Genomic DNA, 22,142 nt, shown 5'->3' with positions numbered 1-22,142 from the left:
ACTCTATCCCTCCTTTAAAAGATGTTTAGTTAAGATCGCAATTTAAGATGACTGTTCTGGACAAATTTTTTGGTTGATCTGGGTTCAGACCTTTATATTTAGCAATGAATAAACCTAAGAGCTGAGCAAAAATAACTTGCAAAAATGCATCACGACCATCTTCAACAAGAGATGGTCGCAAGACAGTCAAAGCACCAAGCTCTTTCATTTCATTTAATAGATTTATTTCTTCATGCTGTTTAGATGCGTACAGGATAATAACTGTGTTTTTGGTTACAAGTGCTTTTGGACCATGTCTGTATTCGAGGGAAGAAAAAGCTTGTGTCATACTAAGAGACATTTCTTGAAGTTTTAATGCAGATTCTCTTGCTATACCCTCGTATATTCCAGAACCAAGAAAAACATAGTGGTTGGCTTTAATCAGGCTTTGATCTTGCTCTATTTGACACAATTTACTAACGAATTCACTCGAACTGTTGATAAGTTGGGTATACTCAGGTTTTTTACCAGAGAGTTTATCACTTATAAAGAATAAACTCAGCAACATGCAACTAAAGGATTTAGTCATAACTATAGATCTTTCTTCTAATGGTAAAGATAGGCACAAGTCACATATCTTTTGAAGATCACTTTTTTCATTGAGTGTGATCCCAAAGGTCTTTATACCCATTTTTCTTAGTTTCTTTGCAACAAGTACGGTTTCTGTTGTATCCCCTGAACGCGAGATCATTACAGCCGAGGACTTGAGTTTGGTGCTAAATGGTCTTGTGTCAGATAACACTAATTCGCCGCTTGGGATCGCCTTTGTTTCAATGCCAGTAACGTGGGAAAAATATTTAGAGGCTGAGATAGCCAAGTAATATGACGAACCACAGCCAATGAAATAAACTACATCACTATCTAAAAGAAAACGTGGAAAGGAATTCGGTGGTAGTTGACTAAGATATGAAGAGATTCTCAAGAACTCATCGGGTTGACTCAGTATTTCTCTTTCTGTGAACATCTCATTTTCACCTCTTTGATCGGATAATTAAGTGATTATTACCTTTATCCCAATGGACTTGAATCTTTCGACTTGGCTCTGGTCGATACTGTCATCAGTAACGAGTATGTTTATTCTTTCTGGACCACATATTCTATAAGGCGCTGTCTGACCTATTTTTGTGCTATCAACAGCTAAAATCACAGTCTTTGACCTTTGAATTATCAGTTCAGCAAGGTTCCTTTCTTCAAAGTCAGCAACGGTAATGCCTGATTCAAGACCTACTCCGCTTGCACCGAGTACATAGCAATCAAAATACATGTTTTCAAATAGTTTGCATGCATACTCACCAACGCATTCAAATGATCCATGGCGTACGATCCCGCCTGAATGTATTAGATTAAAGGCCTTTGTCAGATTTATGACAGCCCAAGATGTTGTTATCGAATTCGTCGCTATATTTAAAGAATGGATTGAGCTATTCTCCAAGGCTTTGATAACATAGTAAACTGTTGTACCACCGCCAACTGCAATTGTCTGTCCATCCCTGAATAGTTCTACAACCTTCTTGGCTATGCGTTGTTTCTCGTTTTTTCTAATATCCAGATTCTTGAAAAATGGGGAATCACCAGCTATGGTTTTGAGAATGGCGCCACCTCGTGTTCGTTCGATTAGACCTTGGGATTCCAAGATATCAAGATCACGTCGGGCAGTTATGACAGATATATCAAAAGACTTGCAGATATCATTTATGCCTATTTGTCCGTATTGCCTTAATGTGGTAAGAATCGCTTTCAGTCGTTCTTGTCGACCCATTAGATCACCTCCTTTCGATCATAATCAATCAATTATATATCATCTTTTATAACTATATATGATCTATAATGATAACACCAACAACCACTTTGGTTGATTTTTACAACTTGAGATAGAAAAAAGGTGGTTATTTGCTTTTTTCGTCTCAATTCTCACAATTGCTTTAACTTTCGTGAGTTATCTAAGATTTTGAATTGAAAAATAGATGTGAAGAAGATTTAAGAGGCTACAAATAACGGGAAAATTTGAGTACCTTAGATTGTCAAAAACTCAATAGTTTTCTTCAGTATTTCTTGCGTTTTATGATCTTTCAGCACAAATTCAAATCCATGATCACCTTTTGGGTGCAACAGTAATTTTGCTGTACATCTGTTTTCCCTAAGTTTTTTGAACATTTTTATAGAACTTACATATGGTACAACAGAATCTTTCATTCCATGAACCAATAATATTTTGGGACAGGCTGATGTGACGTAGTTTATAGGGGAGAATTTTTCATAGACTTCCTTAGACTTGCTTGGCAATCTTTTGATCGTTGCCATTACAGAAAATCGTGCAAAAATTGATTCAGATTTCCATATATCCATAAGATCACATGGGGTGTAGTACGCAACTATTTTGTCAACAAGGTCCAAATACCTCAAACCAGTCATCAAAGCAAGGTGCCCCCCAGCGGATAATCCCATCAATGAGAATTGTCCGTTGTAGAAATTGCCGATCTTTTTTTTCAAGAATAATACAGCGTTGGTAAGTTCTTCAATCAACTTTTCTATTTCTTGAATATAGCCTCTACTGTATCCTATTGTTGCTACTATGAAGCCTTGTGACACCAAAAATCTATACCATGACATGTTGTTGGGTTGTCTTCTATAACCACTGATCCAGCCTCCACCGTGAGCAAAGACAATAACACCATTTATATTCTCAGTTTTTGGGTAAAACACATCGAGAAACTTTTTAGGCATATATTCGTGTGTTTCAACCTTAGACCAAGGGGTTTTCCTTATATCCAGTGCTAATTTTCCAAAAACTGATTTTCTGATCAAAGGTATGTTTGTTACTAAAACAATCAAGAGTGATAAGCCAAAGTCAAAGAAGGCGAGAAAAAGTGTAGAAACTATCAAAAGATACTTGATGAACAATTTGATTTTTTTCATGGAGGATCTCAATTTAGTTCCCCACCTACGGAGCGACAAAGATCAATATGTCACCAGCTTTTATCTTTCCGCCTTTTATAACTTTTAAAAATATACCCTCTTTTGGCATAACACATTTTCCGACTAATTTTGCTATTGCACATCCGTCGTGACATTCTTTACCTATTTGAGTTAGTTCAAGTTCCACATCGTTTACAAAAACCTTAGTACCAACTGGAAGTTTCCACAATTCGATTCCTTCAACTGTGATATTTTCAGCAAAATCCCCAAAATTGACATCTATGCCCCATTTTCTTGCTTTATCTATGCTCAAAGTAGAAAGCATTGAAACCTGTCTATGCCAGTTGCCAGCATGAGCGTCACCATTGACACCGTAATTTTCAATCAACTCAATCTCTGAAACTGGTGTTTTCTTGACACCTTTCACCTTTGAAAGGTTCACCGAAACAACCTTTGCTTCTAATCTATTTTCTTTTCCAGGCACCAGATTTGCCTCCTGATTTTTCAACAAGATATACCTGCTCTATAATCATTTCTTTGTCCATGGCTTTACACATATCATATATTGTTAGAGCAGCGACACTAACAGCTGTGAGTGCTTCCATCTCTGCCCCAGTTTTTCCAATGCACTTGATGGTTGAAATTATCTGTACACAATTTTCTTCATGATTGATTCTAAAATCAAGTTCTACATTGGTTAAATTTATATTATGACAAAGCGGTATCAACTCGGAAGTTTTCTTAGCAGCCATTATCCCTGCGATTTTTGCCGTTGCAAGAACATTTCCCTTTTTCACATCACCACTTTCTATGGCTTGAAGAGTTTGCTTATTCATTTTAACAACCGCGTGAGCCACAGCAATTCTTTCTGTGTCTTGTTTTTGCGTAATATCTACCATATGAAGGTTTCCATCTTTATCTATATGAGTTAAATTCCAATCCATTCTTATCCTCCCAATCTGTTCATGGTGTTAGGTACCGTTGAATCTTTCATGTTGTGGGATAAAGGTTTGTTGTAAATAGCAATTTTGACAAGTTCAGATAATTGTTCTACTTGCTGTGATCTCAACTTTTCTAAGACATCCACATAGTAAGTTGAGCCAAGGCATGGATAGAGTTTTCCATCACAAGAAAGTCTCAATTTATTACAACTTTTGCAGAAAGATCTACTCATAGCGCTTATTATTCCCACATAATTACCATGCTTTGTAATGAAATATCTTGCCGGTCCTTGACCAATTTTTATTTGCACTGGTTTTAAGTCAAAATCTGAAAGTTTTTCTAATATCTGATCCTCAAAGATGGTCCCTTTGTTTTGTCTTCCAATTGGCATCATTTCGATGAATCTTATGGGGATACCTCTTTTAGATACAAAATCTACAAGCTCTGGCAGCTCGTTTAAATTCAGCTGACTGACAACTGTGTTTATCTTTACGAACAGTCCACATTTTATTGCCGCATCTATGCCTGCAAGAACTGGTTTCAACTGTCCCTTTGTAATTCTAAAGAATACATCTTCTTTTAAACTATTCAAACTTATATTCACTGAGACTAATCCTGCTTCTTTCAAAGATTCTGCAAGTTCTCTGAGTCTACTTCCGTTTGTAGTCATCGAAATGCGAAAGTATTTTGAAAGTTTTCTTGTTATATCTACCACGTCTTCTCTGAGTAAAGGTTCTCCCCCTGTTATTCGAACTTGCTGTATACCGATACCAGAGAATATCTGTGCTAGAATATTTATTTCATCTGTGGTTAGTAAGTTATCAAATGGCAAAAACTTGGTATCTAATGGTATACAGTAAAAACACCTGTGATTACATCTGTCAGTTATGGAAAATCTAAGATAATCTATCTTACGATTGTATTTATCAAGCACGAGTACACCTCATAAAAATTATACACTTTGCAAAGGTTCATGATTACTCCTGTTTCGCGGTATGAGATGGCTTCATTGTAATAATCTAATTTTTGTTGGAGTATTCGTATTTACAAGAATTGTCAAGGCGTATTTCGTTTTGTGTGGCAAAGAAACATCCAAGGCAAACTGTAAATGTTATTTTCTTGGAAACATTCCCAATATTTCATTGATACATTCATGAACTTTTTCTTTGTTCACCAAGACATAGAGAGTATCTCCTGGAAGGATAACAGTTTGACCTGATGGTGCTATGATAGTATCTTCTCTATTTATCATAGTTATGGTAGTTCCAGCAGGCAAAGAAAGATCAGATATCTTGCATTCACCTTGATATATTTCATCATCTATGAAGATCTCGATCATTTCGTAATTTGTATCGTGTACTGTCACTAATTCCATTTTTTGTTTTACTTTGTTCTTGGCCTTAACAGCTAATCCAAACATATCGGCCAATTTAGCAATAGTTGTTCCTTGAATTATTATGGACAAGGTGACGGCGAAGAACACAGTGTTAAATATCTGATGATCATTATCAATCCCAACTGCCATTGGATAAGTGGCCAAGACTACTGGTACAGCTCCTCTGATGCCACTCCAGTTCAAGAATATCTTATCTTTCAAAGACAATTTACCAAAGAAAGTGCACAAGAAAACCGCGATTGGCCTGCCGACAAACGTGATCAGTACAAACAAAAGGATCCCAAATAACCATATTTTGGAGAAACTCCTTGGAAATACTAATAAACCTAAGAGGATAAACAATCCTGTATATGAGATAAAAGACAGTATTTCTATAAAAGATGTGAGCCCATTTTTGTGTGGTAGTTGACTTTTACCCATAATAAGACCTGCAAAGAAAACAGACAACATACCGCTTACACCAATCGAATTTGCCAATCCATAAGTGAATAAAATCACTCCGATCAAAAATAGATAGTAGTAACGAATATCAATATCTCTAATTTTATTAAAAGGATATGTGGCCAAAAACCCTATTAAGATTCCTATACTTGTTCCTCCTACGAATTGCCAAAAAAAGACTATTATTGAAGAAAAAATATTCACTTCAGCGGCAATCATCAACTGGATAATGAATGTTGTGAGAACAACAGCCATAGGATCATTAGAAGCAGATTCTGCTTCTGTTATTAAAGCGATATCCTTATTCAGTTGTTTAGTGCGTAGAATGGAAAAAACGGCAGCAGCATCTGTTGAAGAAATAATCGAGCACAAAAGTATTGATTTTGTCAAATCCCAACCAGAGATAAGCCAAAAAACAAAACCAGAAACAACAGCTGTGATCACAACACCAACTGTACTCAATAACAGAACAGGTTTCATCACTGTCTTTAGATCGGAGTATTTTATGCTAAATCCACCAGAGAATAGCACAAATATCAATGCGATATCAGCAACTCTTTTAGTTAGTTGTGCATCATCAAAATATATTATCCCCGTGACGTCACTACCGAAAATGATTCCTATCAACAGTGATATGAGAATCAATGGTATATTCAGTTTTTTTGTGAAAAAAGCAGTGAAGACAACAAATATAATCATTAAAGATACCACCAGGATCATATATACCTCCTACTTTCACACAAGGTTGATTCATAAAATACACTGATTTAGATTACTTTCACTATCAGTGAACGGTTTCATCAAAAAGATGAATTTTCCTGATAGTCACGCTATATCGTGGAAAGTCTTTTCAATATTGCAGGTGACTTTATTCCTTCTACTATGATCTTATCACTCTTTGAGTAATTCGAGATCAAAACCAAATAATAATTTAGTCTGTTTTGAATCATTTTATTTATCAAGTTACTCATTATTTACATTTTGCTAAAGATTGTTAGGACCGAGGTAGCTCAATCATTGACCAAAAGTCCATGATTGTTATATAAATTGTGGTAAATAAACATGAAATGTTGCCAAAACACAAAGGATTAATCATCGAAATATTCATTCTTAATGAAAAAACTATATAATCCGTATTGCAAACACCAAGGAGTGTTCGATCTGTGTCGTTTTATATATTTACAGCAATAACAAGCTTTGCCGGTCAGATATATGGTGTTGTCTACAATCTATTTCTCAGGCAAAATGGTTTGACGAATCTTGATATAGGCAAGATTACTTCTGCAAATTTGTGGGGTTCAGCCGTTCTTGGTACCTTTTTTGCATTTCTTGTGAACAAGGTTGAAAAAAGGAAATTTTTCGAATATCTGTTACTTATGCAGATATTAATGCAATGTTTGAGAATATTTCTGACAAATCCTCAAGTTCAGGTTGTTCTGAACTTTCTATCTGGTGCCTCATCTTCTGCTATATCAATAATAATATCAGCATCTATGATTATCTCAACTTCATCAAAGGATAGAATCATTCTTTTTGGTTCCAATTTTTCGATTTCAATGATTACCAGTGTTATTGGAAATCTTATTGGTGGAACGATTGCCGATATAGCTGGTTTTAGATTCACAATGCTCATTGCCAATGTGATATACACTAGCAGTTTGTTTGTAGTTAAAAAGTTGCCAATTAGCGGTCAGCAAGTATTTGAAAAGATCGCCTTTACAAAAGTTCAAAAACGCATTTTTTGGTATTACCTTGCCTCCAATCTACTTGTTGGATTTGGAGCAGGATTGTTCATAAGCTTTGGTAATCTCATACTGAGTGATCTTTTTGCTATGTCAACGACTCTCATAGGACTCATAATGGCATTGACTCAAGTGGCTACTGGAATTGGGGGTGCAATGAACCACACACTCGAAAAACGATTTGGTTCTACAAAAGTTTTATTTTTCTGTTATAGCTTGGTTGTTCCGTTAATGATCTTTCTGGCTTTTGTTCGAAGCCCAGTTATCTTTTGTTCACTTTATGTGGTGAGATTCATGTTGATGAATATGGTAAACCCTATCTTTTCAGTTTTTGTTTTTTCTAATCTGCCAGCGCAGTATCTTCCTGTGACAAACGGGATCGGAAATCTTTTGAACAACTCATCTCGAGCTATAGCTGCTTTGCTTTATGGCTATATCGTTACCAACAATTCTGATTACACCAAGTTGCTCTTGATAAGTGCTTTGTTCTATCTTATGAATGCATTTTTGACCTATTCATTGCATAAGAAAATTACTTCTTTTGCAGGACTTGATCGTGTATAATTTTGAAAGAAAAAAGATAAATCTTTGAGGTGTGTGTATGAAAACAATTGTTCTGATTCTATCTATGTTAGCAGTTGTAACCTTTGGCCAGTATTTATTGGTCGCAAGTAATTCAAATCTTGAACTTTACGATATTTCAATACCACTTGTTCCACTAAGAACTGCTTCTACTCAAATAAGTAATCCCGTCAAAGCGGTTTATCAAGCAGACACAATCTATGTTCTATGCCAATCTCAGATAGAATCTTATGATTTTTCTCTTAAGAAAATTAATAATGTCAATTTAGGAGAAAAGGCTTTTGACATGTTGGTGTCTGACAATATATATGTCTTTTCCGAATACAAGATGTCAGTATATAGGAAAGATCTAATCTTTCAGCGTAGTTACACATTTGCTGAAAAGGTCTCCACGGTTGATTTTTATGGAAATTATGTTCTCATACTACATTCAAATGGTAAGGTAGTGTGTTACACAAAGACCATGAACAAAGTATGGGAATTATCTGGTCCTGACCCTTTTTTGGGTATTCAAGTTGTAGATAACTATCTTTTTTCATGGACCAAGAGCAGATTTTATATGATGGGTTTCAACGAGGGGTACCCAGTTTATGAAAAAGAAGGTAATTTTGGTGGCAACTTCAATCAAGTGATTAAGATAAGAGATAGCCTACTCCTATTGGATTCAAATGGGATTTTAAGATTAGTGCCCTTACAAAGCTTCAGAATTGTAGACACACTTAGTGTAAATGCCAAGTCTATCAGCTCCTATGGAGATTATGTCTATGCAACCACGAAGGATGGCAGTATAAGAATAGTAAACGTGTTGTTCTCTACTATGAAATTATTGCATAGTTTTTCATCAAATGTGGTTTTTTCAAAAACGTTGTCTATAGCAACAAAACCAAAACCAATTGAACAAGAAAAAATTCAATCTGTTGAAACTCCAAAAATTGAGAAGAAACAATTTGAGACGATTGGTGAATTTAAGCTTCCTTTGTCTGTAAAAACGTCATGTGTTGTTTGGAAAAAGAATGTTTATTCAACGACCATGACTGGTGAGCTGGTAAACTTTAACATGGATACCAAGAAAACCTCATCACTAAAGGTTTCTTTTATAACCACGAGTGACCCAGTTCTAATGAAAGATGGAACTGTAATAATGAGTTCTTGGGATAAAAGTGTTTACCTGATCAGGGACAAAATCGCCAAACTCAAGACCAATGCAAATATAAGCCTTCCAGCTTCGATCACACCGCAGGGATTTGTAGTCGCAGATGATGATGGTCTACTTTTACACTTTGATTCCGATGGAAATGAAATATGGAGATTTAGTGTAGGAAACTGGCTTGTGTGTTCTCCTGTAGTTCATGAAAGATTTGGGATTCTCACGCTTGATTGGCTTGGTATATTGAGACTGACAGATTTTTCGGGTAACCTGGTCTGGGCAGTCTATCTTGAGTTTTCTAATAATGGTACAATTGCTCTATCCCAGAAAAATGCGTTTGTTGTTAACAACGAGAAATTATACGCTGTCGATCTACTTACAGGAAAGGTGTTGTGGACGTTCTCGCCAGACAATTCACTTGCCAATTACATTGTGTGTAATGATAGATCTGTATTTTGTTATGATCAATCTGGGGTATTGTATTCTTTAGATCACTCAGGGAAGGTAATTTGGACAAAAAAATTTGACGAACTTTGCAGTGTTATTCTCACTGAGAGTAGTAGAATACTTGTCTTTACAAAAAAAGAAATCATATTACTCGATCGGGATTCTAAAACAATCGATACTCAGCCAATCACATATCCGCCGACTGCTCATCCGGTGATGTCGGAAGATGGAACAATCTACATCATATCGAATGATAAATTGATTTTGTATTCTGTTGATGATAGACCAGCAGAATGGGCAATGTATTTGAAAGATCAATTACATAGCAGCTTTTTGCCTTTGAAGTGATGAAATATCTCTCAATATCTTGCCAATGGCATAGATAATCACGAGAAATTCGAGCCTTCCAAGAAACATGCCACTTATTAGAGTCCATAGTACACCATCTGGCATCGAGTAGTTCGTGATCCCGATTGAAAGCCCTACACCGGCGAGTGCCGAAGCAAATTCAAAAACAGCTTCAGAGATTCTATAGCCATACAGGATTAGAATAACAGTACCTATTATAAAAGAAATAACATAAAGACTTGATACGAGAAAAGCTTCCCTGATCAAATTGTCATCAAGGTATCTTTTATTATTTCCTTTCCATATTTCAACCTGAATCACTGCATTCCTTGGTAGTGTGAATTTCTTGACTGAAAGAACGAGTGCTTTCAGTAGTACGGTTATTCTGTATTGCTTTATACCACCTGAAGTTGAATCCATACAACCACCGAGTAACATGAGAATACTCAGAACAAATATTCCTGGTGGAAAGCCAAGCCAGCTTCTAAGATCTGTAGTTGAAAAACCCGTTCCAGTGAGCGCCGAAACGACTTGAAATAGTGAGTGCCTAACACTTTCATGAACATTGGAAAAGATCTTTCCAAAACCAGCGATGGAGATTATTGTAGCTGAAATGACAGTGAAAAAAGCCATTTGTTTTGGTTCTGGGTTTTTCTTCAAGGCTTGCCAGTTTTTTTGCCAAAATGCATAATGAATACCAAACCCTGTCGCTCCAAGCCACATCAAAATCATTGTGACAATTTCAATACCCACGTTATTGAAAAAACCAATGCTGTTGTTTTTCGTTGAGAATCCGCCTGTGGCAAGTGCAGTTAGAGAGTGATTTAAAGCATCGAAGAAGTTCATACCGGCTATTTTCAGGGCGATTGTTCCAACACCAGCGTAAGCCATATAAACCAGCATGATAATTCTTGCTGAATATCTGATGTTTGGTACTATATTGTCTACCCGTCCTTCAGCTTGATACAATCCAAGTCCTGTTGGTCCAATTATTGCCCCCATTACGATAATCGCAAATCCCGCTCCGCCAAGGAACTGAGTGAAACTGCGCCAGAAAAGGATCGTTTTTGGAATGGATTCTACATCGGAAATCACGGTGAGTCCTGTCGTTGTCCAGCCACTTGTTGCTTCGAAAATAGCCCGAGAAAGACTGAGTGTTTTTGCAAAGACATAGGGCAAAGCCGATAAGAAGATGACAAATAACCAGGAAAAGAAGACTATTACAGCGCCTTCCTTTGAAGTTATCACGTCCATCTTTGTTGAGCGATGCTTGGTTCGGAGAATAAAACTAAAGACAAACGAAAGCCCCGAAGCCAATAAAAATGCAGGCATTGGTGAAAATTCACGGTACAGAACTGAAAAAATAAGAGGAATAAGCAAGATTAAAGAAAAAAACTCCAATATACTACTCAGAACCTTCAGGACAACAACATAACTTGCCCATAGATATGAGGACATATTACTCACCTACCAGGTGTTTTATCACCTGCGTTTGCACTTTTGGTTCACATATGATGAAAACACGATCACCTGGCAACAAATCGGTTTCGCCTCTTGGTATCACAACATTGTTCTGCCGTAAAATACCCCCGATGATACATTCATTTGGAAGATTTATATCTCTGAGCTTCTTACCAGCAGAAGGAGATGTTTCAGGTATCTCGAGTCTTAAGAAAACTAATTTACCTTCTTCCACTGGAAAGAATTCTTCCATTTCTTCAACAAGCAGAAGGCTCTGTATCGTTTGGCTTAACAAAGAAGTTGGACTGATCGCCACTTTCACTCCGAGTCTGTTGAAGATGTCTATGTTCTCTGGATCATTTACCAGTGTGACTATTCTCTCCACATGATAATACTTCTTGATCATTTGTGAAATTATCAAACTATCCCTATCGGTATTTGTGAGTATGACAACTATATCATTTGGTGAGAACTCTATTTGATCGAGAATATTTTTCTTGCTCCCATCTCCGTTGATTATGATCGCAGAGAGTTTTTTAGCTAATTCTTGACATACCTGTGGGTCTCTGTTGACAATATAAACATGATACCCCTTAGAAATCATAGATCGAGCCAAATGATATGCGATACGATATCCACCTATTATAACGATTTTCAACTCTGTCCCCCCGCATCAACTCTCTGTATGATCTTTTCTGCCACAAGGGCTGTTGGTGAAACTACTTCTATATCAAATTCTCTAAATATATCCTCATTATCTGGGTCATTTACTCGGGCTATGACCTCTTTCACACCAAAGTATTGCTTTGCAACTGTCGAAACCATGAAATTGGTGTTATCGTCACCTGTGAGTGCAAGAACGACATTTGCCCTTTCAATTTTTGTTTCTCTTAGATGGACTATCTCTGTCGCATCTCCCAGAATTTTGAACCCCGTGAATTCTTCTGAGAGATTATCAAAAGCTGCCTCTCTATTGTCTATAACAACTACGTTGTTACCTGAAGCAGACATGTATGACGCAACTATAGATCCTATCTTTCCGCATCCAACGACAATTATATAAAGCCCTTCAGCTTTCTTTTTCATATCGCAGAATCTCCTTACTTGCCTTTTTATGATCTGGATCTAACGCAAGGGCTGCTTTTAAATGTTTGTATGCAAGCTCGGTGTTTCCCAATTTCTCCATTATCATCGCATAAACAAAATGTGAGTCTGCAGAAGGATGAATCGAGAACAACTCTCTTGCCATGCGTTCTGCAACGTCTAATTTTCCTTGGGAAATCTTTTCTTCAATTCTTCTTTCAAGTTTTTCAAAGGTTATTTCTTCTCTGTTCAGAAGTTCCTCAACCTTCTTCACAAGATCTTGGGCAGGAAATGGTTTAGATAAGTAGTCACTTGCTCCATTTTTCATTGCTTCGACAATGGGTATCGCGTTAGTTATTGCTGATACAACTAAAATTGGCATTTCATATCCTTCTTGTTTCATCCTTTTTAATAGTTCAATGCCAGATATGCCAGGCAATTTTAGATCTAAGGTTATAAGATCGAATAACTGCCGACGAAGCTCTACAAGAGCTTCTTCTGCAGTCGCAACAGCAACGACGGAATGGTCTCGCTCTTCAAGAATTCTCTTTATCAGAGTCCTCACATTTCTTTCGTCATCTACCACGAGAATATTAGCCATATATTTCTCACCATAAACACAAGTTTACCACAGTTCACGTTGTAAAAGAAAGATTTTCAATGTGAGATAGAATTACTTTCAAGCAAATTCAGTCTTTTTGAGGATTCAAGCATGTGAGTTATAATATGTGTGAAAATGATTACTTAGGAGGAAAGATCCTGTGGAAGTCTATCAAAAACCGCCAAAGGTTTCTGAAAGTATAGCACAGCAATTGAAACAAGAAATAATAAAAGGCTTTTACAAACCAGGTGAACGCATGAAGATAATGGATCTTGCTAAAAGATTTGGCGTCAGTCAGACTTCTGTAAGAGAAGCATTGAAGATTTTGGAAAAATCTGACCTTGTGACCGAATTTCCCCGCAGAGGCTATATTGTGACAAAAATCGATCTTCAAGAACTTTTAGATATATGGAAGATAAAAGAGAAACTATGGTCATTAGCGATATCATGGTTCGTCGAAAGAGCCAATGAAGAGCAAATTCAGAGAGCTAAACAATACTTGAGAAAATTTAGAGATGCTTATATAGGACACGATATTGACAAAGCGTTTGAAGCTAATTTCGAATTTACTGATGTGATTTTAGAAGGATGTGGGTCGAAAAAGCTCGTTTCATTACTTGAATCAATCGAAGATCAAGCGAAAAGATATAGATATCTGAGCCTGGAATACGACGATAACCTCAAGATTTCTTCACAATATTTCATGGAAATAGCTTATGCTTTAGAAGCAAGAGATTCGCAAAAGGCTGCTGGGCTTATAGCAGATTACATTCGTTTCAGCGCCGATGTTATCCAAAGATATTACAACGATATGCTGTTGAAATACAAAGAAAAATCAAGAAAGAATAAGATTATGTAAGATCCAAGAAAATCTCGGGGATTCTTTGCTCATTTTCTTAATTTTGCTGCTATGTATTGCTTTTCATTCAGTTTTGTTTTTTGGTGTAATTTTATGTATTATCGATAATCGAAAATATAGGGGGTGATACCATATGGGGTAAGATTAATTGACTTAAGTGAAACCATAGTACCAAATTCTCCATCAGAACCATGGCCAGCCAAAATAACCTACCTTGATCACAGGGCGGGTTCCCAGGAGATGCGAGAACGTTTTGGTGTTGACCCAAAAGATCTTGTCTTTTCAAGTGGTTTAGGTTGGTCTTATGAATTCATCGATGCCATGACACATACTGGCACACATTTGGACGCTCCATGGCATTTTCATCCTATGAGTGAGGGTAAAATATCGAAAACTATTGACGAAATACCTCTGGAGTGGTGTTTTTCCGATGGTGTTGTTCTCGATATGCGTCATAAAAACTACGGTGATTTTATAACAATCGATGATCTTGAAGCTGAACTCAAGAGAATAAACTACAAAATAAAGCCATTTGATATAGTTCTGATAATGACCGGTGCAGACAAAAGAATGGGTACAAAGGATTATTTTCTTCAACCTGGTATGAGTAGAGAAGCAACTTTATGGTTGTTAAAACAAGGTGTGAAAATCACGGGTATTGATGCTTATACATGGGATAGACCATTTTCTAACATGTCAAAAGATTATCAGGAAACTAAGGATGGTTCTTATATTTGGCCTGCTCATTTTGCATCTATTGAAAAAGAATACTGCCACATAGAAAAGCTTGCAAACCTTGATAAGATTCCAAAACCTTTTGGTTTCAAAGTTTCAGTCTTCCCAATAAAGATATTCAAGGCGAGCGCTGGTTGGGTTCGCGCTGTGGCTATCGTTGAAGATTAAAAGAGGAGGGTGGAGCTCATGGGTACTGTTGCCATTTTTACAGTGTTCTTTGTCATCTTTGGTTTTGTGATGGTTCTGGTTGGATGGATAACCAGAAAATGGATTGGAAGAAGTACGGATTATCTAGTAGCAGGAAGACAAATCAATCTCTTGGTGAATATCTTGGGTGTCGCTGCGATAGGTTATGCGGGGACCACATTGACTCTTGCGCCTGCTTTCACGTTGATGGGTGGTCTTACAAAAAGTATATTCATGTTGGGCGTTGCTTATTCATTAACAGGAATCATATCCTACGCCTTTTTGATAGCACCAGTAGCAAGAAGAACAGGAGCACATACACTACCAGAATGGCTCGAAATAAGATATGACAGAAAAGTTAGATTTGTTATAACACTTGTTACAGTAGTTGCTATGCTTGGTATAACAGCAAATAATATTCTCTCTATGGCCACAATCATCACTGGATTTACAAAGTGGTCAATTCCGTCGACAATCTTACTCACATTCCTAATCTTCTTGTTCTTCACAATATTAGGTGGTATGTGGGCAGTAACCTTGACAGATTTTATACAAGGTGTGCTGTGTACATTTGCAATACCGGTTTTGATAGTATTTCTCCTTATCAAATATGGTGGAGCATCTTTTCTAACGCAGAATTGGCCTACTGGAAGTGTATGGGCAAATGGTATAAGTGGTAAAACTTTCCCCTGGTTTTCAATGTTCTATCCGAGCGTTCTTGTTGCGTTCTTTCTATATGGTATGGCACTGGTTTGGGGTTCCAACAGTTACTGGATTAGGGTGAGTTCAGTTAGAAGTGAAAGAGTTGCAAAGCTTTCATATCTGTGGGCTGCTGTGATATTGTTCCTTGCAAATGGATTTATGTATCCACTCCTTGGAGCTTATGTTGGTGCGGCTCATCCCGAGATGTTTGCACCACGTGGTACCGCTGCGCCGGCTGCTGCCTTTGGTATATTTCTGAGAGATACTCCATCTGTTCTTGCCGCTTATTTCTTACTCACGACTATGGCTGCCTCTGTTTCGACAGCAACTACTTATTACATGGCTGGGAGTTCTGTTATAGTTAGGGATATCTATCAAAGGTTTTTCAGACCAAATGCGAAATCAGAACAACTTGTAAAACCATCAATGATTGTGAATGCCTTATTTGGTCTTGCGGCTCTCTTGCTGTGTTTCTTTCCTGGTGGTCCAGTTTATCTGTTTGCATTTTCAACGGCATGGCTTGCACCAACAGCGGTGATCGTGATTCTTGGACTTTATACCAAAAAATTTTCAACAACAGGTGCATTTGTAGGAGGATTAGTTGGTTTGATATTCATGTCCGTTTGGACTTTGTTGGATTTAACAAAAATATATCCTCTGACAAATAAATTTGGACACATGGTAATTCCAGGTGTAGTTGTATCCATTGGAGCTGCCTTAATAGCTAATTTCTTTGGAAAATCAAAATATGATTTTGCAGTACAAAAGAGATCTAATCTAACCGATGAAGAGATCAAAGTTCTTGACTTAATAAGAAAAGGGTACAACACCATGGCTGAGATAACTGACTTGTTGGACATTGATTCATCCAAGAGTAGTGAATTAGTCCTATCGCTTGAAAAAGCAGGAGCAATAGAGAGAGTTTCAAGTGGTGGTTCAGGTTTCTATATGTTCAAGATAACAGATTTTGGTAGAACGTTGCCGACAAAAATCAAGAGCAATGAAATACTCGAAGGTGTTGATGATGTGGGAATCAAGATTCTTGAACATGTACATGGGAAATCAGGAATCTTGGCAGATGAGCTATCTAAAGAGACGGGACTGAATTCCATGGCACTGGCAACTGTAATAAACTCGCTTGTCAGGCGAGGCTATTTGAAAGAGGGTGGAATCTGGAGAAGAACGGTTTCTATTACCGAGAAAGGAAATGAATTACTCTCAAAATATTCAAGGAGATGATAGAAATGCATTTTGATGAGTTAGAAGGTTGTAAGCCGTTTGTTCTAAAGGACAGTTGGGTTTCACCTTTGAATTTTCATCCAGAGGTACGCTCGAAGATGCATCTACCAGATAAGGTTTTGATCCATGATGTAACTCTCAGAGATGGCGAACAGATGGCAGGTGTTGTGTTCACAGAAGACGAAAAGGTTTTCATAGCTCAAGAACTCGATAGAATCGGCGTTCAGATGATTGAGATAGGAACACCTGCAGTTTCTGAAGAAGATCAAAGGGCATTCAAAAGGCTGTCGAAAATGAATCTCAAGGCAAAAAAAATAGCCCTTGCAAGAATCATGGAAGAAGATGTAAAACTTGCCGCAGAGTGTGGTGCTGATGGCCTATTCTATGAAACCGGTATCAATCCGTATTTTGTGAAACATGTTTTAGGTCTTGATTCAAAAGAATTCATCAACAAAATTATTAAAGGGGCAAAACTTGCAAAAGAATTTGGGTTGTTTGTTGAGTTTTGTGGATGGGATACTTTCAGAATCAACAACCTTGAATGGATAAAGACAGTTTATACAGAACTTTTGAAAAATGTAGAGATTGACCAGATAGGTATATCTGATACATTTGGTCAGGCCCATCCTTTCACGGTGAATTTCTTAGTTAGAAAGATGAAAGAATGGTTTCCGAGTGTTCCCCTTGCCATACATGTGCACAACGATTATGGGCTGGCAACAGCCACAGCACTCATGGCGGTGGCATCCGGGGCAGAAGCAGTTGAAACGTCTTTTAATTGTCTTGGTGAAAGAACTGGTAATGCTTCAACGGAAGAAGTAATAGCTGGATTGGAAATGATTCTCGGTTTAGAGACAGGCATTGATTGTACAGAACTTTGGAAGATTTCAAGACTTATTCAAGAGATATCAAAAGTACACGTTGCACCAAATAAACCGATTGTTGGTGAAAAGATATTCTACAGTGAGTCTGGCATAGTGATAGATGCAAACGAAAAAATGAGTAAGGGAACAGGTATTGATTATTCAATGTTTCCATATAATCCAAAGTTTTTTGGAAGGGAACTCAAATACGTGGGTGGTAAAAAAAGTGGCAGGGCTTTTATCAAACTCTATTTACAGAAAAAAGGTTTAAAAGCAACTGATGCGCAGATAGAGGAAATATTGATGAGGGTCAAAAAGCAGAGTATAGTACTCAAAAATCATTTGGATGACGACCAGATTGATAAGATCATTAAACTTGTCCTTGAGTGAATTTCAAATAGTTTCTTAAAGCCCACCTTCTCGGTGGGCTTTTATTTTTCCAGTATGCATAGTCATGCATACTTGTGATTTAGTGTGTATAAACGAGCAAACCATGTTTTTTTGGAATTAGCTGGCTTTTTGGTCCCAAAATCATTGGTTTGTGACGGTTTCTTCCTTAAACAGGAGGTGTTAAAATAAAAAATGTGAAGTAGTTCACTAATTCTTGACTCGATGAGGATTTGAATTTTTCAACCTACGTGAAAGGAGGATTTTTCATGGCTAAATCATTATATCAACAGGCGCTTGAGGTTTTTGGACATGCTGCAGATATCATGAAACTCGATCCAAACATTAGAAAGTTCCTCGAAAGACCCCAGCGCACTTTGATTGTTGAATTTCCAGTTGTGATGGATGATGGTAGAGTGGAAATGTTCACAGGGTATCGCTGCCAGCACAACACAGCCAGAGGTCCAGCAAAGGGTGGTATAAGATATCATCCCGATGTTACACTCGATGAGGTACAAACGTTGGCGTTCTGGATGACATGGAAATGTTCACTCTTGAATCTCCCATACGGTGGAGGAAAAGGTGGAGTAAAGGTAGATCCAGCTAAACTTTCAAAGCATGAATTAGAAAGGCTCTCAAGGAGATTTTTCTATGAAATAGCCAATTTCATAGGCGAGAAAAAAGATATTCCAGCCCCAGATGTGAACACAAATGCCCAGGTTATGGCGTGGTATGTTGACACTTACACAATGCATTCAGGTTATCCTGCATTAGGTGTTGTAACTGGAAAACCTGTGGAAATAGGAGGATCGGTCGGAAGAAATGAAGCCACAGGGCGTGGTGTGGCTGTAACAGCTGCAGAGGCGTGCAAGGTTTTGGGAAAGGATATTTCTAAAGCAACTGTGGCAGTACAAGGTTTTGGAAATGTTGGTTCTTTCTCTGCAAAGGTTTTGCACGATGATTTCAAAGCAAAGATAGTTGCTGTAAGTGATGTATCTGCAGCTTATTATGATCCCAATGGTTTGGATATCAACGATTTGATTGCTTACAGAGACAGTCACAATGGGTTCATCGATGGGTATCCAAAAGGAAAGAAGATAAAACATGAAGAACTTCTCGAACTTGATGTGGATATATTGGTCCCTGCTGCATTGGAAAACGCCATCACGGAAAAGAATGCTGACAAAGTCAAGGCAAAACTCATCGTTGAAGGGGCAAATGGACCAGTAACACCCGAAGCAGATAGGATACTCTTATCAAAAGGCGTTACTATCATTCCAGATATTCTCGCCAATGCAGGCGGAGTGACCGTTTCTTATTTTGAATGGGTCCAAGATTTGCAATCATTCTTCTGGGATCTTGATGATATAAGATCAAAGCTCACAAAAATGATGAAGGCTGCGTTTGCTGAAGTGGCAAAAACAAAGGAAAAATACAATGTAGATTTCAGGACCGCGGCTTATATAGTCGCAATCGATAGAGTAGCTCAAGCAGTAAAACTAAGAGGTATTTATCCATGAAAAAAGGGCGCGAAAGCGCCCTTTCTACATTTTTTTGTCCAGCCTTGTGCCTTGGGCTTGAGTAAAATCCTTGTAGCTTTTTATGGCTATCTGTGATTTTTTCATCTGAATTGCATCATCGGCGAGTTTTTCCATTTGGGATTTAATTTTTTGGATTCTTTTTTTGTCTGCTTCTAATATAGATTGTGCGAGTTTTTGGTCTATCTTTTCAAAAGATCTGATTATTTGTTCACGTTTCTCAAGAAGTGGTAATAGTTTTTCGTATTCTTGATTTTCTATCGAGTTATCTATTTGCTCTTCTATAGAATTTATTTGTTTTACCAATTGCTCGTAATCAATTTGCACCCTTCACCTTCTTTCAAAAATCTTCTCAGATCGACCTCGATTGGATGATCTTGGGCATCTATTTCTAAAAGTGGGAGTATGACAAACTGCCTGTTGGTCATATCGTAATGTGGTACTAATAGATTGTCAGATTCATATACGATATTGCCAAACAAGAGTATATCCAAATCTATTATTCTTGGTCCCCATCTTTTTTCCCTGACTCTACCCATAGTTTGTTCTATTTGCAAAAGTAATTTGAGCAAATTGTGAGGTGTTAGATGTGTATTCACTTCAACAACACAGTTGAGAAATTCTGGTTGATCTGTCACACCGTATGGTTTAGTTTCATAAATTGATGATTTTCTAACAATATCGATGCCAGAGATCTTTAGTAAATCACAAGCCTTTTGAATGTTTTTCAATCTGTTGCCAATATTGGAGCCAATGCCTATATAAACCTTTCCATAACGTCTCTCGAGGATAACTTGTGCGAAAGCTAAATGATCGTGTGCAATGCTCAAATGGGCAAAGTTGAAGGTAAAATCTCTGTGAAAAACCAACACGGGCTTTCCATAGCTGTTGTGAATAATTTCTATGTCTTTGAAAGAAAGATTTCTAATCCCAGTACCAAGGGCTTTTGAAAATGCTTCTTTTGCCGCAAAACGACTGGCAAGGTATGTTTTTTTGTCTTTGATTTGCTCGAATTCCTTCAGTTCCCTTGGTCCCAGGATCTTTTTACTGATATTTTCGTTTATTCTTTCGATCTCTACAACATCTACACCCGTACCGATGATCATACTGGATAAACGGGCGCCTCGAATTCTTTGAGAAGATCAAAATCGATTTTCAATTGATCGACATAGCGTTTTTGTAAGTATTTTTTTCCCACTTCACCGAGTATTATGTATATCAAAACATCTTCATCGTTTTTCGCAAGCAAACCGAGTTCTTCTTTTGACTTTTCCACCTCTGGCGGAATGATTTCTCCAGGTCGAACATCGATTGGTTTTTCATCGCCGAGTATCTTTTTTACCAATTCAGGATCGATTGGTGCTGGGGGTCGACCGTAGAAACCTTTCACGTATTCCTTGACTTCTTTGGTCACCTTCGAATATCTTTCACCTGTCATCACGTTCAAGACGGCTTGGACACCAACTATTTGACTTGTGGGTGTAACGAGTGGTGGATAACCAAGATCTCTCTGAACCTTTGGAATTTCCTCGAGTACTTCCTTCATTTTATGGGACATCTTTTGTTCTTGAAGTTGTTTTACCATATTTGAATACATACCGCCAGGGACTTGTGCATAGAGTATTTTTGGGTCAATGGTGGTCATTTTTACATCAAAGGCTGAATATTTTTCCCTCACTTTTGTGAAATACTCAATCAAAAAGTTGAGTGTTTCCCAGTCTGGAGGTGGTACTATTCCTTGCTTGCTCAAAGAGTAATAAAATGGTTCGAATGGTGGTTGAGAAGTACCGAGTGCGAAAGGCGAGAGAGCTGTATCGATAATATCTGCACCTGCATCAAGAGCAGCTTGATAACTTGCGATTGCGAGTCCACAGGTGCAATGTGAGTGAACATCGATTGGTAAAGAAAATTGCTTTTTCAATGAATTGACAAGTTCAAAGGCTTCTTTTGGTGTTAATAATCCTGCCATGTCCTTTATACAAATTGAATCGACACCAAGCTCTACCAACTTCCTTGCATAATTCAGATAATAATCCAGAGTATGCACAGGACTGACTGTATAAGAAATCGCACCTTGTACATGTGCTTTCATTTTCTTGGCTTCATCGATTGCAATCAATAAATTTCTTTCGTCATTCAGGGCATCGAAGATTCTTATTATATCTATGCCATTTTCCACCATTTTTCTAACAAAGAGTCTTACGGTATCATCTGCATAATGACGATAACCAACCAGGTTTTGCCCACGGAGTAACATTTGGAGTTTTGTGTTCTTGATCTTTTCTCTAATCTTTCTCAATCTTTCCCACGGATCTTCATTTAAGAACCTTACTGCCACGTCAAAAGTGGCTCCACCCCACATTTCCATGGAGTAGAAACCGACTTTGTCCATAGCTTCAAGAACTGGTATCATATCCTTTGTTGACATCCTGGTAGCTATGAGTGATTGATGACCATCTCTCAGGGTTGTATCTACAAATTTCATTTA

General features: G+C 37.5%; 21 protein-coding genes. 7 read left to right on the top strand and 14 right to left on the bottom strand.

Features of this window, described 5'->3' with window-relative positions:
* Positions 1-25 precede the first annotated feature (25 nt).
* The 7 genes from TSP02S_RS10395 to TSP02S_RS10365 form a co-directional block, all read right to left on the bottom strand.
* Positions 26-1,003, bottom strand: a complete 978-nt coding sequence (locus TSP02S_RS10395; RefSeq protein WP_041083867.1) for an SIS domain-containing protein — start codon at positions 1,001-1,003, stop codon at positions 26-28.
* A gap of 27 nt (positions 1,004-1,030) precedes the next feature.
* The gene (locus TSP02S_RS10390; protein WP_052465446.1) at positions 1,031-1,798 is read right to left on the bottom strand and encodes a DeoR/GlpR family DNA-binding transcription regulator; all 768 of its coding nucleotides are present in this window, start codon (positions 1,796-1,798) and stop codon (positions 1,031-1,033) included.
* Positions 1,799-2,052: 254 nt separating this feature from the next.
* A complete protein-coding gene (locus TSP02S_RS10385; protein ID WP_041084431.1) occupies positions 2,053-2,955 on the bottom strand; it encodes an alpha/beta hydrolase family protein in 903 nt (300 codons plus the stop codon).
* Positions 2,956-2,980: 25 nt separating this feature from the next.
* Entirely contained in the window at positions 2,981-3,439 is a 459-nt protein-coding gene (locus TSP02S_RS10380; protein ID WP_041083865.1) for an MOSC domain-containing protein, read from the bottom strand.
* Complete coding sequence (gene moaC / locus TSP02S_RS10375; protein ID WP_041083863.1) at positions 3,420-3,899, bottom strand: cyclic pyranopterin monophosphate synthase MoaC; 480 nt, start codon at positions 3,897-3,899, stop codon at positions 3,420-3,422. The genes TSP02S_RS10380 and moaC overlap by 20 nt, the downstream gene beginning before the upstream one ends.
* A gap of 2 nt (positions 3,900-3,901) precedes the next feature.
* Entirely contained in the window at positions 3,902-4,831 is a 930-nt protein-coding gene (moaA, locus tag TSP02S_RS10370) for a GTP 3',8-cyclase MoaA (RefSeq protein ID WP_041083861.1), read from the bottom strand.
* 177 nt (positions 4,832-5,008) lie between these two features.
* Complete coding sequence (locus TSP02S_RS10365) at positions 5,009-6,454, bottom strand: potassium/proton antiporter (protein ID WP_052465445.1); 1,446 nt, start codon at positions 6,452-6,454, stop codon at positions 5,009-5,011.
* Positions 6,455-6,897: 443 nt separating this feature from the next.
* Here TSP02S_RS10365 and TSP02S_RS10360 point away from each other — a divergent pair, with 443 nt between their 5' ends.
* Together TSP02S_RS10360 and TSP02S_RS10355 are read left to right on the top strand one after the other, a co-directional pair.
* Positions 6,898-8,040 carry an MFS transporter gene (locus TSP02S_RS10360; protein WP_041083859.1) on the top strand — a complete coding sequence of 381 codons (1,143 nt, stop codon included), beginning with the start codon at positions 6,898-6,900 and terminating at the stop codon, positions 8,038-8,040.
* A gap of 37 nt (positions 8,041-8,077) precedes the next feature.
* Positions 8,078-10,000, top strand: coding sequence for an outer membrane protein assembly factor BamB family protein (locus tag TSP02S_RS10355; protein WP_041083857.1), 1,923 nt, complete (start codon positions 8,078-8,080; stop codon positions 9,998-10,000).
* Here the strand turns inward: TSP02S_RS10355 and TSP02S_RS10350 are convergent.
* The 4 genes from TSP02S_RS10350 to TSP02S_RS10335 all read right to left on the bottom strand — a co-directional run bounded on the left by TSP02S_RS10350 (position 9,971) and on the right by TSP02S_RS10335 (position 13,145).
* Entirely contained in the window at positions 9,971-11,332 is a 1,362-nt protein-coding gene (locus tag TSP02S_RS10350) for a TrkH family potassium uptake protein (RefSeq protein ID WP_232503714.1), read from the bottom strand. The genes TSP02S_RS10355 and TSP02S_RS10350 overlap by 30 nt on opposite strands.
* 127 nt (positions 11,333-11,459) lie before the next feature.
* Positions 11,460-12,119, bottom strand: coding sequence for an NAD-binding protein (locus TSP02S_RS10345; RefSeq protein ID WP_041083853.1), 660 nt, complete (start codon positions 12,117-12,119; stop codon positions 11,460-11,462).
* Positions 12,116-12,547 carry a potassium channel family protein gene (locus tag TSP02S_RS10340; RefSeq protein WP_041083851.1) on the bottom strand — a complete coding sequence of 144 codons (432 nt, stop codon included), beginning with the start codon at positions 12,545-12,547 and terminating at the stop codon, positions 12,116-12,118. The genes TSP02S_RS10345 and TSP02S_RS10340 overlap by 4 nt, the downstream gene beginning before the upstream one ends.
* A complete protein-coding gene (locus tag TSP02S_RS10335) occupies positions 12,531-13,145 on the bottom strand; it encodes a response regulator (protein ID WP_041083850.1) in 615 nt (204 codons plus the stop codon). The genes TSP02S_RS10340 and TSP02S_RS10335 overlap by 17 nt, the downstream gene beginning before the upstream one ends.
* A gap of 160 nt (positions 13,146-13,305) precedes the next feature.
* Between TSP02S_RS10335 and TSP02S_RS10330 the strand changes: the two genes are divergently transcribed.
* From TSP02S_RS10330 to TSP02S_RS10310, 5 genes are all read left to right on the top strand, one after another.
* Positions 13,306-14,004: a GntR family transcriptional regulator gene (locus tag TSP02S_RS10330; RefSeq protein WP_041083848.1), complete on the top strand. Its 699-nt coding sequence runs from the start codon at positions 13,306-13,308 to the stop codon at positions 14,002-14,004.
* A gap of 123 nt (positions 14,005-14,127) precedes the next feature.
* Positions 14,128-14,907, top strand: a complete 780-nt coding sequence (locus tag TSP02S_RS10325) for a cyclase family protein (RefSeq protein WP_232503713.1) — start codon at positions 14,128-14,130, stop codon at positions 14,905-14,907.
* A gap of 18 nt (positions 14,908-14,925) precedes the next feature.
* Positions 14,926-16,866 (top strand): sodium:solute symporter family transporter, encoded by a 1,941-nt coding sequence (locus TSP02S_RS10320; RefSeq protein WP_041083846.1) that lies wholly within the window; start codon positions 14,926-14,928, stop codon positions 16,864-16,866.
* Between the two features lie 5 nt (positions 16,867-16,871).
* Complete coding sequence (locus TSP02S_RS10315; protein WP_041083844.1) at positions 16,872-18,119, top strand: LeuA family protein; 1,248 nt, start codon at positions 16,872-16,874, stop codon at positions 18,117-18,119.
* Positions 18,120-18,385: 266 nt separating this feature from the next.
* A complete protein-coding gene (locus tag TSP02S_RS10310) occupies positions 18,386-19,636 on the top strand; it encodes a Glu/Leu/Phe/Val family dehydrogenase (RefSeq protein WP_041083842.1) in 1,251 nt (416 codons plus the stop codon).
* A gap of 24 nt (positions 19,637-19,660) precedes the next feature.
* Here TSP02S_RS10310 and TSP02S_RS10305 read toward each other — a convergent pair whose 3' ends face one another.
* From TSP02S_RS10305 to TSP02S_RS10295, 3 genes are read right to left on the bottom strand one after another with little or no spacing between them, the layout of a single operon-like run.
* The gene (locus TSP02S_RS10305) at positions 19,661-19,981 is read right to left on the bottom strand and encodes a hypothetical protein (RefSeq protein ID WP_041083840.1); all 321 of its coding nucleotides are present in this window, start codon (positions 19,979-19,981) and stop codon (positions 19,661-19,663) included.
* Complete coding sequence (gene folK, locus TSP02S_RS10300) at positions 19,954-20,760, bottom strand: 2-amino-4-hydroxy-6-hydroxymethyldihydropteridine diphosphokinase (RefSeq protein ID WP_041083838.1); 807 nt, start codon at positions 20,758-20,760, stop codon at positions 19,954-19,956. Before folK ends, TSP02S_RS10305 begins: the two co-directional genes overlap by 28 nt.
* Positions 20,757-22,139, bottom strand: a complete 1,383-nt coding sequence (locus TSP02S_RS10295; RefSeq protein WP_041083836.1) for a pyruvate carboxylase subunit B — start codon at positions 22,137-22,139, stop codon at positions 20,757-20,759. The genes folK and TSP02S_RS10295 overlap by 4 nt, the downstream gene beginning before the upstream one ends.
* Positions 22,140-22,142: the final 3 nt, after the last annotated feature.

Source organism: Thermotoga profunda AZM34c06 (genome assembly GCF_000828675.1).
Classification (GTDB): Bacteria; Thermotogota; Thermotogae; order Thermotogales; family DSM-5069; genus Pseudothermotoga_B; species Pseudothermotoga_B profunda.
This window is presented reverse-complemented; position numbering and strand designations above follow the sequence as displayed.